Annotated in this window: 10 protein-coding genes and 3 tRNA genes; 6 read left to right on the top strand and 7 right to left on the bottom strand. The window is 47.2% G+C overall.

Features of this window, described 5'->3' with window-relative positions:
• Positions 1 to 31: 31 nt before the first annotated feature.
• Entirely contained in the window at positions 32 to 2,140 is a 2,109-nt protein-coding gene (locus KD145_RS25720; RefSeq protein WP_212002687.1) for a M48 family metallopeptidase, read from the bottom strand.
• Positions 2,141 to 2,381: 241 nt separating this feature from the next.
• Here KD145_RS25720 and KD145_RS25725 point away from each other — a divergent pair, with 241 nt between their 5' ends.
• Both KD145_RS25725 and KD145_RS25730 read left to right on the top strand, forming a co-directional pair.
• Positions 2,382 to 2,807, top strand: a complete 426-nt coding sequence (locus tag KD145_RS25725; protein WP_212002688.1) for a MarR family winged helix-turn-helix transcriptional regulator — start codon at positions 2,382 to 2,384, stop codon at positions 2,805 to 2,807.
• A 47-nt stretch (positions 2,808 to 2,854) separates the two neighbouring features.
• Positions 2,855 to 4,447 (top strand): MFS transporter, encoded by a 1,593-nt coding sequence (locus KD145_RS25730; RefSeq protein WP_212002689.1) that lies wholly within the window; start codon positions 2,855 to 2,857, stop codon positions 4,445 to 4,447.
• 9 nt (positions 4,448 to 4,456) lie between these two features.
• Here KD145_RS25730 and KD145_RS25735 read toward each other — a convergent pair whose 3' ends face one another.
• Both KD145_RS25735 and KD145_RS25740 read right to left on the bottom strand, forming a co-directional pair.
• Entirely contained in the window at positions 4,457 to 6,328 is a 1,872-nt protein-coding gene (locus KD145_RS25735) for an Nramp family divalent metal transporter (protein WP_212002690.1), read from the bottom strand.
• Between the two features lie 42 nt (positions 6,329 to 6,370).
• Positions 6,371 to 7,030 (bottom strand): metal-dependent transcriptional regulator, encoded by a 660-nt coding sequence (locus KD145_RS25740; RefSeq protein ID WP_212002691.1) that lies wholly within the window; start codon positions 7,028 to 7,030, stop codon positions 6,371 to 6,373.
• Positions 7,031 to 7,162: 132 nt separating this feature from the next.
• Here KD145_RS25740 and KD145_RS25745 point away from each other — a divergent pair, with 132 nt between their 5' ends.
• Positions 7,163 to 8,107, top strand: coding sequence for a hypothetical protein (locus tag KD145_RS25745; protein WP_212002692.1), 945 nt, complete (start codon positions 7,163 to 7,165; stop codon positions 8,105 to 8,107).
• Positions 8,108 to 8,414: 307 nt separating this feature from the next.
• Here the strand turns inward: KD145_RS25745 and KD145_RS25750 are convergent.
• From KD145_RS25750 to KD145_RS25765, 4 genes are all read right to left on the bottom strand, one after another.
• Positions 8,415 to 8,489 (bottom strand) — tRNA-Val (locus tag KD145_RS25750).
• Positions 8,490 to 8,524: 35 nt separating this feature from the next.
• Positions 8,525 to 8,599, bottom strand: a tRNA-Val gene (locus KD145_RS25755).
• Between the two features lie 39 nt (positions 8,600 to 8,638).
• Positions 8,639 to 8,713, bottom strand: a tRNA-Val gene (locus tag KD145_RS25760).
• 195 nt (positions 8,714 to 8,908) lie between these two features.
• Entirely contained in the window at positions 8,909 to 11,068 is a 2,160-nt protein-coding gene (locus KD145_RS25765) for a cation:proton antiporter (protein ID WP_212002693.1), read from the bottom strand.
• Positions 11,069 to 11,237: 169 nt separating this feature from the next.
• Between KD145_RS25765 and KD145_RS25770 the strand changes: the two genes are divergently transcribed.
• The 3 genes from KD145_RS25770 to KD145_RS25780 are packed head-to-tail and all read left to right on the top strand — an operon-like array spanning position 11,238 to position 12,905.
• On the top strand, positions 11,238 to 11,546 hold the full coding sequence (locus KD145_RS25770) for an ATP-dependent Clp protease adaptor ClpS (RefSeq protein WP_212002694.1): 309 nt from the start codon (positions 11,238 to 11,240) through the stop codon (positions 11,544 to 11,546).
• A gap of 26 nt (positions 11,547 to 11,572) precedes the next feature.
• Positions 11,573 to 12,211 carry a leucyl/phenylalanyl-tRNA--protein transferase gene (gene aat, locus KD145_RS25775; RefSeq protein WP_212002695.1) on the top strand — a complete coding sequence of 213 codons (639 nt, stop codon included), beginning with the start codon at positions 11,573 to 11,575 and terminating at the stop codon, positions 12,209 to 12,211.
• Positions 12,212 to 12,266: 55 nt separating this feature from the next.
• Positions 12,267 to 12,905 (top strand): DinB family protein, encoded by a 639-nt coding sequence (locus tag KD145_RS25780; RefSeq protein WP_212002696.1) that lies wholly within the window; start codon positions 12,267 to 12,269, stop codon positions 12,903 to 12,905.
• Positions 12,906 to 12,929 lie beyond the last annotated feature (24 nt).

Genomic DNA, 12,929 nt, shown 5'->3' on the forward strand with positions numbered 1-12,929 from the left:
TATTTATCTCCCAAATTACACTTTTAATTGTTTATACCCTTACGCCTGTACGCTGCTGTTCATAGATATGCAGCTGTGTTTCCAGCATGTTTTTGTAGGCCGCAAACTGCTGACCTGCCCAGGCATCCCTCAGCAGGTTCATCAGCCTGACCAGAGTGTTTAGCTCTTCCCGATTGAAGCCACTGTATTCGTCGAAGTAGGTATATTGACTGGCTATGAATTCCTGAGAGAGCCGGGTGAGCCTTTCATCCATGCTACTGCCCTGTTGTGTCAACAGCTTCTCCAGTAATGTTTTGAGTTTTACCTGTTCTTCTTTTTCCAGCTGGTCTTTGATTTGCACGCGCTGTGCCATGGATATTTCATCTTCAATCAGGGAGCGCAGTACTTTGTTTAGATTTTCCAGTACCTGCAGCCGGTTTTCCTGCTCAATGTATTGTTCTTTGTACTGGTTGAAAGTGGCCTGTAGCTCTTCTTTCCGGGTGCCTGCATGGTTAAGGAAGAAGTGAAAGGACTGTTGGTCAAGCTGGTGCTGGCGGGCCAGCTGTGTGTTGATTTCCACTTCGAGTTGTGCGATGATGGTATAGCAGTCATCAATGTTATATTTGGAGCCGTCGAAATCGAAGCTCTTGATGCCGGTGTCCTGTGCCTGGAAGGCTTTTAATAAGGCCATGTCTTTCTGGTTGCTGGTGATGGAAGTCCAGAGCTGACGGTTGTTTTCGTTGAACAGTTCATCGAAGTTATTCACGGGTGGAGCATCCGAAGGGGCGGCCAGGTCCGTTTCCCGGGGATCGATGATGCGTTTGTCGTAGTATCCTTTGTAGGCAGCCGGCAGCTGTCTGTCTTCAATTTTTTTACTGACCCATTGGTCAAATTCCTGTGTGGAATATGTTGTATGTTCGGAGGTAATGCCGTGGTAAATGCCCTGGGTGAATTGTTCCTGAAGCAATGCAGCATTACAGAATAGTTGCCAGGCGCTGGTTTCGTCGGGAGCCACGTTCATATCGGCATCGTCCATATTGGCCTTGCGTTGGGCAAGGGTGGGATGGCTGGCCCATTGTTCGCTATAGTTGATGCGGGAGGAGCCAAAGGAAGATACGAACTCATAGGTGATATCGGGGAGTTCGTTTTTCACCGGCAGGTCGTATTCCAGGGCCATGCCTTTAAAATAGCTCAACTGATTACTGAAGATATTGGTGGATACCTGTTTTTTATCGGTGAGCCATTCGCTGGCGGCGTCGAGGGCTGCTTCATAGCAGCTGGCGGCCATTTCTATGCGGCTGAGGGCAGTAACGAGGTTGTTACCTCCTGCAACACTGGCGGCAACAGTATCGGCATGATATTCCATCTGGCGGCTGAGGGCCATATAACTTTTATTGATCACCCCATACACGGCTTTTAAAACCGACTGGATACCGGTGGCAATACCAACGGCAATGTTTGCGAACAGCGCCAGAAATGCATGGGCACTGCCTACGGAGCTGAGGAAATTGTTGTAGCCGGTGTTGTCGTACAGCATATTGTAGATAATACGGTTAGCATTATACGTAAAGCTTCCCAATTTCATGCTGCGCTGGCTGAAGTGGCCGAACTCATGGGCCATCACAGCTTTAAACTCGCTCAGGTTAACACTGTTGACCAGCCCCAGGCCTATCTCCAGGTTTTTGCGAACGGGCAGAAACATGCTCCAGAAGCTGGAATGATAGAATACACAGGCGTTAACGTCGGGAGATAAAAATATTTTTTTCGGGAAAGGGGTATTCGTGTCCTTCGTCAGTTGACGGATGAAGGCAAACAACTCCGGCTGCTCTTTCTCCGTAATCTCTTTCCTGCTGGGCTTTTCATCTTTTGATCTCGCAAATATGAACTTGATGAGAAAGTAAAGTACAGCCAGCCCCAGAAATATCAGGGCAGCACCTAACAACAATGTCAGCTTGTTGGGCCATGCTATGATCATCCATACACCGGCATAACCATAACCAATGGCCAGTAATATGGCGCCTGCCAGCAAGGTAATGTAGGTAAAGAGAAACAGCAGGATGGCAGCCACTACTTTAGTCGCCTGTTTACGGAAGGCGGGTGAGGGCTGCAGTTTTTCCTCAAAAACCCTTTCAGGTGCGGCAGGGTATAACAGGTTACTCATGGTAGTTTGTTGGATAAATAGATAGGTTACTGTTTAAGATATTAAGATAAATAATAAAATAAGAAAGTCAAAAGTGCATTCAATTATATTGATCAGATGAATATGTGGTGCTATAACCAGAAAGCCTGCACGAAAAGTGGGGCGTGGAAGTCAACTTGCCTTGTCAGCGATCATAAAATATTAATAGTTGAATATTCAACCATTGTATCGTACCTTTGTGGAGATCAAAACTTGTAAATATATGAATCCCGCACCAAGGATCAGCCTGTTGATTTCGCAGGCACTGGGGCTTTACCGTTTGCGCATCAATGGTTTGCTGGCACAGCATAATATTGATCTCACGGCGGAAATGGTGATGGTACTGCGGATCATATGGCACAGGGAAGGCCGTAAACAACAGGAGCTGGCGGACCTGCTATACAAAGACAAGGCAAGTATTACCAAGGTTATCCATAACCTGGAGAGCAGGAAACTGGTGGCCCGGGTGAATGATGAAGAAGATGCCCGTAATAAAAAGATTGTACTGACACCAAAAGGGCTGGCTCTGAAGAAGCAGGTGCTGCCGCTGCTGGATCCTTTCCTCGACAGTATTACAGCTGATTTCTCTGAAAAAGAATTGCAAACAACCTGTTTAGTACTGGAATCAATTATCCAAAAATTGAAATAAAAATTTTTACTTATATAGTTGAATATTCAACTATTAATCTGCTTTTCATGGCTTATGCATTATCACCTTACCGATCTTATATTCCCGGGCTGATAAAAGGGCCGGCGATCATATTGCTGATCCTGCTGCAGTCGTTTGTGCTGGGGATCACGAGTACAACGGCTTCGCGGCTGTCGGCTTTTTACGGCATTGAACCGGAGACTGTCGTATGGTTTTCGCAGATCGGCGCGGTGGGGATGGTGGTGATTGTACCGGTGTATTATCGTTTACGGATGTATTTTAAAAAGGCAGACCTGCTGCAGCTGGCGTTGTGTTTACAGGTATTGCTGGCCCTGTTGTGTTTTACGGTAGACTATGCGCCGTTGTTGCTGGTCACCAACTTTTTTATGGGAATGCTGAAACTGATATGTTTGCTGGATTTTATTTCGCTACTGACGGCCAATTATCCGGTGATGCGCCACAGGGCTTTATTTTACGGCATCTACTATACTATTGCCAGGATAGGGGGAGAGCTGGCAGATATCTTTGTCAACCCGGTGCTGGAAGATTATGACTGGCGTGATATTTACCTGATCTCTGCTGTATCCGCCAGTATTTGTATTATTATTTGTACGGTATTGTTTCATCGTCAGCGCATGCATCGGAAAGTGCCGTTGTATCAGGTAGACTGGCTGAGTATGTTCCTGTTTGCAGGGGCAGCCCTGCTATTCTGTTATATGCTTACTTACGGTAAAACACTGGACTGGTTTGAGGATGATACGATACTGTATGCGCTGTTGGGCTGTGGTATCAGCACGTTGTTGTTTGTATACCGGCAATATCATGTGAAGCGTCCGTTCTGGAACCTCCGTGTCTTCAGCCTGTATCAACAGGTGCCGCTGGGGATTGCGTTTATGCTGGTGTTGTATGTTTTTTTCAGTACCAATTTTTTGTTTAACTATTATGCCGGTTATAATTTCAGGGAAGAAGAAAATTATCTTTCTCAGGTTGCTTTCATCACATTGTGTGCTTATCTGGTGAGCTTTCCGTTAACGGGGCTGCTGCTGTATAAGGGTGTACAACGCCGGGTGATGCTGTGTATAGGCTTTTTGTCGTATGCCGGGTCTTTATATCTTTTCTGTAACCGCATTCAAACGTCTGCTTCTTTTGAGGGGCTGGTGCTGCCTTACCTGATGCAGGGCATGGCTTACGGGATAGTGTTAACTACGTTATCCACTTTTGCAGCTACCAATATTCCCCGGGAGATGAATGCGGACAGGGTGATGGGCAGTTTATCGTTTCGTTATATTATAGGTTCATTTGCGGGATATTCGTTGTACAGCAACTGGTTGTTCAGAAGTACGGTGGTTCATGCCACGCGGCTGTCGGAAGGGCTTACCTATGAGAATCCGTTATATAATACAGAATTAAACTCTTTCAGGGCTTTATACCTTTCTCATGGGATGGACGTGCAAGATGCCACTGCAGCGGCATTGGCCACGATCCAGAAAAAACTGCAGCTACAGGCAATGCTGGTATCTATGCGGGATATTTCCATGCAGGCCGCTATCGCCGCCGCGATAGCGGCCTGCATGGTATTACTGGTGCGTAAATTTGAGATGCATGAAATAGCGGCACGGAATACTTATAAAATCGTATAGCCGATATCGTTATTGCACCACTAGTACGGGTATTTTCACGAAGTGTCTTACCTGGTCGGCTGTTTCTCCATAAATCCAGTCTTTGATGCCTTTATGGCCGTGGCCACCGAGTATGAGGAAATCGGCTTTTTCGTTGTTGGCGATACGGGCGATTTCCTTGGCACGATGCCGGAAGCCCAGTTGTCCGCGGGCTTTGATGCCACGGCTTTGCAGCAGGGCGAGATAAGTATCGAGCTGTTCCTGGTCTTTGCGGGTTTCGAAGTCATCAGACTCTTTGCCGAAGTATTTGGCCGAGGCGCTTTCCACAATATGAATCAGGATATATTCCGTTTGTTCGTTACCGTGAGCAATGGCGTAGGAGATGATCTGTTCATCTTTTTTACTGAATTCGAGTGCCATGGCAATCCGTTTGTATTCGGGCTTTTCCAGTTCACCGAGTGATACCTGCGGGGTATGGATACCACCGGTAGCTTCCTGGCGGTAGCGGCTGAGGAGTGGATATATGATGGTGATGACGAGCAGTACCACAAAGCCCAGCATGGCCAGGATGATGATACCGTCTACATATATATTTCCGGTGCCGGAGATATAGTTAATGGCTTCTGTATACACCATACGCATATTCAAATATACCAACAATGCCGTGATGGCCCAGCTGATCACCTTGACAGCGGGTTTGATAGCGTATTTGCCCATGGTATGTTTATCGCTGACGAAGTGGATCAGTGGGATGATGGCAAATCCCAGCTGCATGCTCAGCAGTACCTGACTGAATACCAGCAGGGGGCCTACCTGGTTTTCGCCGGCAATCAGAATGGTGAAGAACGCAGGGACGATGGCCAGAAGACGGGTCAGCAGTCTGCGCAGCCAGGGGTTGATACGCAGGTGAAGGTATCCTTCCATAATGATTTGTCCGGCCAGCGTACCGGTTACGGTGCTGCTCTGTCCGGCAGCTATCAGCGCCACCGCAAAGAGGATAGGGGCCAGTTTGCTGCTCAGCAACTGTTCCAGCAGTTGATAAGCGTCCTGTATTTCAGCTACATCCGTGCGGCCGGTTTTAAAGAATACGGCAGCTGCCAGTATCAGGATGGCTGCATTCACGAGGAAGGCAAGGTTGAGTGCGATGGTGCTGTCGATGAAATTGAGTTTCAGCGCCTGTTTGATGCCGGCGTCATCGCGTTTTATTTTGCGGGTCTGTACAAGAGCGGAGTGAAGGTACAGGTTATGCGGCATTACGGTGGCACCAATGATGCCGATAGCGATGTAGAGGGCGGTGTTATCAGGAAGGGTGGGGATGAAGCCGTGTACTACTTCACCCATATTGGGTTTGGCCATTACCAGCTGTATCAGGAAAGAGATACCTACAATGGCTACCAGCGCCACGATGAAAGCTTCCATTTTACGGATGCCGTAGCGTTGCAGCACCAGCAGCAGGAAAGTGTCGAATACGGTGAGGCTCACACCCCATATCAGCGGGAGGCCGGTGAGGAGTTGGATACCAATGGCCATGCCCAGCACTTCAGCGAGGTCGGTGGCTGCGATAGCCACTTCTGCCAACAGATAGAGTACGAAATTAACACCTTTGGGATAGGTTTCCCGGTTGGCCTGAGCGAGGTCACGCCCGCGGACAATTCCCAGTCGGGCACTGAGGCTTTGCAGCAGCAGTGCCATCATATTACTCATCAGCAGCACCCATAGTAATTTATAGCCGTATTGGCTACCACCGGCCAGGTCCGTGGCCCAGTTGCCCGGGTCCATATATCCTACACTGACCAGGTAGGCCGGTCCGAAGAATGCAAAAAGTTTTTTCCATTTCGATTTACTATTTGTGTCGATGCTCTGATGTACCTCACTCAGGGACGTAGCGTGATTATAATTCATAATACTTCAATTACGCATAATGGCTGCATATCGCAGCCATTATTAAACGGGTCTTACCATAATATTTTTAGCCACCTGTTCACTGATAGTGAGTGCTGGCTGGTGTTTTAATTTAATTTCGATGGAGTTGTCATACTCGTAGTGAGCAACAATTTCCAGTTGAGTACCCAGCCGGATGCCTTTGGCATTGAGGAAGGCGAGGAGGGCAACAGACTGGTCGGTGACGGCGGTGACCACCAGGCGTTTGGCGTTGGCCTGGTCCAGCGGCGTTTGTGGTCTGGGTTTGATCATTTTGCCGTTGGCATCAGGGATAGGGTCGCCATGCGGATCGATAATGGGATTACCCAGAAATTCGCTCAGGCGGGAGGTGAGTTTTTCGCTGCGCACATGTTCCAGCTCTTCCGCGATTTCATGTACCTCTTCCCAGCTGAAGCCCAGCTTATCTACCAGAAAACATTCCCATAAGCGGTGACGTCGTACGATCTGCAGGGCATAGCGGCGGCCTTCTGCCGTCAGGGTGATGCCTTTATATTTTTCATAGTCTATCAACTGCTTCTCTTTTAGCTTTTTTGCCATATCTGTTACGGAGGCAGGTTTGGTGTCCAGCTCATACGCCAGGGCATTGGTGGTAACGGCTGTATCTCCTTCCTGGAGCTTGTAAATAGCTTTCACGTAATTCTCTTCCGCAATAGATAAGTTCATATCGTCTAAAATATTATTTAGGCAAATCTAAATAATTTTTGTTTAAACTTTTACCTTCCGGTATGTTTTTTGAAATTACCTGTGCACATATAAAAATTATATCTAACTTTTCGCCCAGAATTAACTTTTTCAATGAAGCGTTACCTGTTATTATTACTGATGATTGGTGCATTAGCCGCCTGTAAGAACAATAAAAAGGCTGGCAACAACACCAACGAGCCGATGACATTTGAGGACTTCCAGGCACTTTTTAAGGCTGGAACATTACCCTACAAACTGAATGCAGACACGCTGCAGTTGAAAATGGCCGATTCACTGGCCGTAGCAGCCACCGATGTGAACCGTTTTCTGACAGACACCCTCACCAAAGGAGATTATAGCAAAACAGAAAAAGTGAAACTGTTTCCGCTGACCCGCATGCCGGGCAATGTGGCGGACTATATGATCATCAAAGCGGTGGGAAAATCACAGACTACCGGCTATCTCTGTATCCTGGATAAAAAGGGTAAATATCTCAACCGGCTGCGTATAGCCAACACCGGTGGCAGCGATGGTTCCATCATCTCCACTTCCATCGACAACAAAAACGTAGTTAAAATCAGTGCTGAGAAAAAACTGAGCGGAGCCAACACCTCCCTGAAAGAAGAGTTTTATGCGGTGAACAAAGATGGTTCCGTGCAGCTGATCATGACTAACACCAACGGCCCTACGACAGCAGGACAGATATTCAACCCCATTGATACATTGCCTCGTAAACACAAGTTTTCCGGTGACTATACCTCCGGCGATATGAGCATTGTATCTATCCGCGACGGAGAAGATGGTAAAACCTTCCAGTTCTTCATCTCTTTCTCCAAAGACAATGGCAACTGCAAAGGTGAATTGAGTGGTAGGGGACATTACCTCGCAGGCAACAGAGGAGAATATAAAGACAAAGAATCCTCCTGCGGGATCTCTTTCCAGTTCTCCGCTGGCCGGGTAAATATCCGTGAAATTGGCGGCTGCGGTGCTTACCGCGGTATCAAATGCTTCTTTGAAGGCGGGTTCGCGAAGAAAAAACACAAATCCCAGGGCTAAAGCCCTGGGCTATGATTGATTTAAACAGCTGTTTTTAAATAAAGATTTAATTCGTCTGTTTAAGGGAGTTTTAGTATTAACCAGGCTGATTGTAATTTTCCGGTATATCTTAGCCCAAGGTCTAGCCTTGGGCTATTTTATTTTTATAGGGCTGTGTTTAAATAAAGGTTTAATTATTCTGTTTGAGGAAGTTGTAGTATTACCAGGTGGATTTGTAATTCCTCGGAAAAATCTAAAATCAATAATAGCCCAGGGCTTCAGCCCTGGGAAATAAAAAAGCCACTCAGTATTACTGAGTGGCTTCTAGTGGGAGCTACTGGATTCGAACCAGTGACCCTCTGCTTGTAAGGCAGATGCTCTGAACCAGCTGAGCTAAGCTCCCTGAAAAAGATCTTTTTAAATGACGATGAAGTGATGTGGGAGCTACTGGATTCGAACCAGTGACCCTCTGCTTGTAAGGCAGATGCTCTGAACCAGCTGAGCTAAGCTCCCGAAAAAAGATCTTTTCAATAAATTAAAAACTTGGAAGTGTGGGAGCTACTGGATTCGAACCAGTGACCCTCTGCTTGTAAGGCAGATGCTCTGAACCAGCTGAGCTAAGCTCCCTTTTCTTTGTTTTCCTTCGAGCCTTTCGTTCGATGGGATTGCAAAGGTATAAACTATTTTTATTCTACCAAATAATTTTTTGAAGTTTGTTGAAATGTTTGTCTGAAATCCTTTCCAGAAAAGGATTTCAGACAAACGAAAAATATTTTATTCTCCTGATATTCCTTGTCATTGTGTATACAAAATGCAGCTTTATCAGTTTTTATTTTTGGGTCCTTTGAAGATTCTTCTGAAGGCTTTGCCCAATTTATTCAGGTTGGCCAGTTGCTCCTGAATAGGTGCCAGTGTTAAGTCTTCCGGTTGTAACCCTGCTTCCAGGTAATCAATTTCTGTTTGTTCCGGATAAAGCAGGATCACGTTGTTGTCTTTAAAATGGCGGCTTACTTTGGCGGGTATCCCTTCCATGTAAGCATGATAGGACAAGGTGCCCTTACGCGCGGTAACCACTACCACCAGGTCGTCGCGGGTCACTTCACGGGAGAGGATGAGGAAATCTTCTATCGTATCAAATTGTTTGTAGGCAATTTCCACACTCATTTTTGACTGCACTTTAAATTCTTCGGTGAGTGATTGGGTGCGTGCGTTGCAGAATACCAGCAGCTTGGCTCCGGCCTGTTTGGCCAGCATGAACATTTTCTGCAGGTAGTGGAGGAAGCCCAGTTCATACTCTGTATTGGGGGGCAGTACCAGCACCATTTTTTTGGTGGTACTGAGTGGATGGAGGAAGTTGCAGACATATACGGTCTCCCATACACTTTGTAAAACGTTGTCCATGGTGGTGCCGAAGATGGTGCCAAACCAGCGGTCGGTGGTGCTGGTTTTGTCGGTCCATCCCAGTACAACATCGCTGATCATGAGTTCTTTTGCTGCGCGGGCGATACCATCAGACACGTTGAGGTCTATCCTTGTCACCACCTGTACATTGCTTTCAGTGGCGGCGGCGTGTATGATGGCTTTTTCCATCATTTTGTTGGTGAGATGGATTTTCTCGCGGGCTTCTTCATTATCCTGTACTACGGCCAGCGGGTAGATGGGCGTAGTGGTGTGGGTGTCCTTGATCATAACGGCGAAGTCGAGCAGGGCTTCGATACGTTCGGGGTTGGCTACGGGCACCAATATACGTTCGGGCTGGTCGGGCAGTTCAGGTTGTTGTTCAGCTTCCTGCAGTGCCAATTTACGGCCGGCACTTTCTGTTACGAAAGAGCCTACGAGGCAGGTGATGAGGATGAGCACCACGGTGCCGTTGAGCACATTTTCATCCACGATGCCCATGTTAAAACCAATCAGGATAACAGCGATAGTGGCTGCCGCATGGGCGCTGCTGAGGCCGAAGATAACGTTCCGTTGGGTAGGACTGTATTTAAAAATGAGCTGTGTAAAAAATGCAGCGAACCATTTACTGCAGAGTGCCATAACGGTGAGTACGCCGGCGATCATCAGGGCAGTAGGGCCTTTGAGCAGTACACGGAGGTCTACCAGCATACCTACGCTGATCAGGAAGAAGGGGATGAACAGGGCGTTGCCCACAAATTCAATCCGGTTCATTAAAGGCGAGGTATGCGGTATCAGCTGGTTGAGTGCCAGGCCGGCCAGAAACGCGCCGATAATGCCTTCTACGCCGGCCAGTTCGGCCAGAAATGCAGCGGCAAACACGAGCGCCAGCACAAAGATGAAGTGAGAGGTTTTATCGTCCTTTATTTTCTTGAAAAACCATCTCCCGAGCATAGGCATCAGCCAGAGTATAATAACGGCAAAAATGGCCAGGGAAATGCTTAATCTCATCCAAAACTGGGTATTGAGGTTGCCTGCCTGTGCGCCGGTAATGATAGCCAGTATCAGCAGCACTGCAGTATCGGTGATGATGGTACCGCCTACTGCTACGGTGACGGCCTCATTTTTAGTAATGCCCAGCCTGCTGGCCAGCGGATAGGCTACCAGCGTATGTGTGGCAAACATGCTGGATACCAGCAGTGTTGCCTTGAAGTTGAAATGCAGTACATAGGTGCATACCACAAACCCCAGCAACAGCGGGATAAAAAAGGTAAGCGCTCCGAAAACCATACTACGGTAGCGGTTTTTCCTGAACTCCGTCATATCCAGCTCCAGCCCCGCCAGAAACATGATATACAGTAAGCCTGCTTTGCCAAACAAATCGATACTGCCTTTTTCTATGATCCCGAATCCATGGTCCCCGATCAGCATACCGGCCAGTATCAACCCAATGATACTCGGTATCCTGAATTTCCGCAGGATAATAGGTGCCAGCAGAATGATAAACAGTACCAGCGAAAAAATAGGTACCGGATCTTTCAGCGGCAGGTGAGTGTCCATTAATAATACCAAGCTATTAACCATATAACATTTTGTTATTTTGTTATTGTCAGATTCCCTTTCCAGATCCTTTATAGCGGCCTGAAAAACCGAATATGAAAATAAACAAATCTTAAATAATCAATTTCTCCAGGTCAAATATGAATAAATTAACGAATAATCCATGTAATTTTGCGTAAAGCTTTGTTTAAAAATGAGCGAAAGAACTAATACAGAGGTATTTACGGAAGAGCTGGAGGATATCCTGGTAGCAGAAGATGAACAGTTTCCGTTCAGTCTGGTGGTATGGAATGACGATGTAAATACATTCGACTGGGTGATCGCTTCCCTGATAGAGGTATGTGGTCATACACATCAGCAGGCAGAACAATGCGCCCTCATTATCCATCACAATGGTAAATACGCTGTAAAGGAAGGAGAATACCACAAACTGCGCCCTATGTGGGAAGCGCTGGTAGAAAGAGGTATCACTGCCACCATCGAAGAGATGGCGGATAAATAACGTTAGCCTTCACCCCGCTTGTTTCCATGCCCGTTTTCCGTCTTACCAAACAACTGATTTTTCCACCGGTATCCCTTGCGGAGCCTGACGGTCTGCTGGCCGTAGGCGGAGATCTCTCTGTAGACAGGCTGCTGCTGGCCTACCGTTCGGGTATATTTCCCTGGTTCGACGAACGCCCTATTCTCTGGTGGAGCCCGGATCCCCGTTTTGTATTGTTTCCGGCTGACCTCAAAGTGTCTGCCAGCATGAAGCAGGTGCTGCGACGCAATAAATTCCGTATCACCTATAATGCCGATTTTCCGGCTGTAATAGCCCGTTGCAGCCGTATTCCGCGTGCAGGACAAAACAGCACCTGGATCACTAAGGAGATGCAGGAGGCGTATATCCGCCTGCATAAAGCAGGGTATGCCATGTCGGTAGAGTGCTGGGAAGATGACCGGCTGGTGGGCGGACTGTACGGCGTAAAAATCGGTTCCTGCTTCTTTGGCGAGTCAATGTTTGCCGATGTCAGCAATGCATCCAAGGCTGCCTTTATTACTTTCGTACAGGCTTATGCGGATGAACTCACTTTGATCGACTGTCAGGTGGAAACGGAGCACCTTGCCTCACTGGGAGCCGGTTTCATCAGTCGGGATGTTTTTCTTGAACTACTGCAAGTTTCGTGATTTTTGTAGCTTTGTAGTTGCTTACCAACCCCATTGTCCACCAAAATTTACTGCTATGAAAAAAGTACTCTTATTGATGGCAGTGGTACTGTTTTCGGGCTTTATCGCTCCTCCGCACCGCCATACACGGCATCATCACAGTATGCGGCGTGAGTTCCGGGCTGAAGACAAAATGCTGCTGATCTCACAGCTGAAGGATTCAAAGGAAAATCTGCTGAAATCTATAGCTGGCCTAACAGATGCGCAGCTGCAATATAAGCCGGCACCCGACCGCTGGTCTATCATAGAAAATGTGGAACATATCAGTATCATCGAAAAAATGCTGATGGACACAGAGAAGAATCTGATGAGCCAGCCTGCCAATCCGGCAAAAAAGAAAGACCTGAAGTATACAGATGCAAACCTGCTCACAATGGTGGAAGACCGCAGTAAAAAACAGAAAACACCTGATTTTGGTATGCCTAAACATAATTATGCTTCTCCTGCAGATGCGGTGGATGCCTTTGTCAGACAAAGAGATGGGCTGATTGATTATGTAGCCACTACCAAAGACAAATTACGTGATCACATTACAGATAACCCGAACATCGGCACCGTAGATGCGTACCAGTTATTACTGTTTGACGCAGGCCATACGGCACGCCATATCAAACAAATCGAGGAAGTAAAGGCTGATCCGGGTTTCCCGAAATAATAGCCCCAACGGGCCGGAGTGATG

Origin of the sequence: Chitinophaga sp. HK235 (assembly GCF_018255755.1) — a bacterium.
GTDB lineage: Bacteria > Bacteroidota > Bacteroidia > Chitinophagales > Chitinophagaceae > Chitinophaga.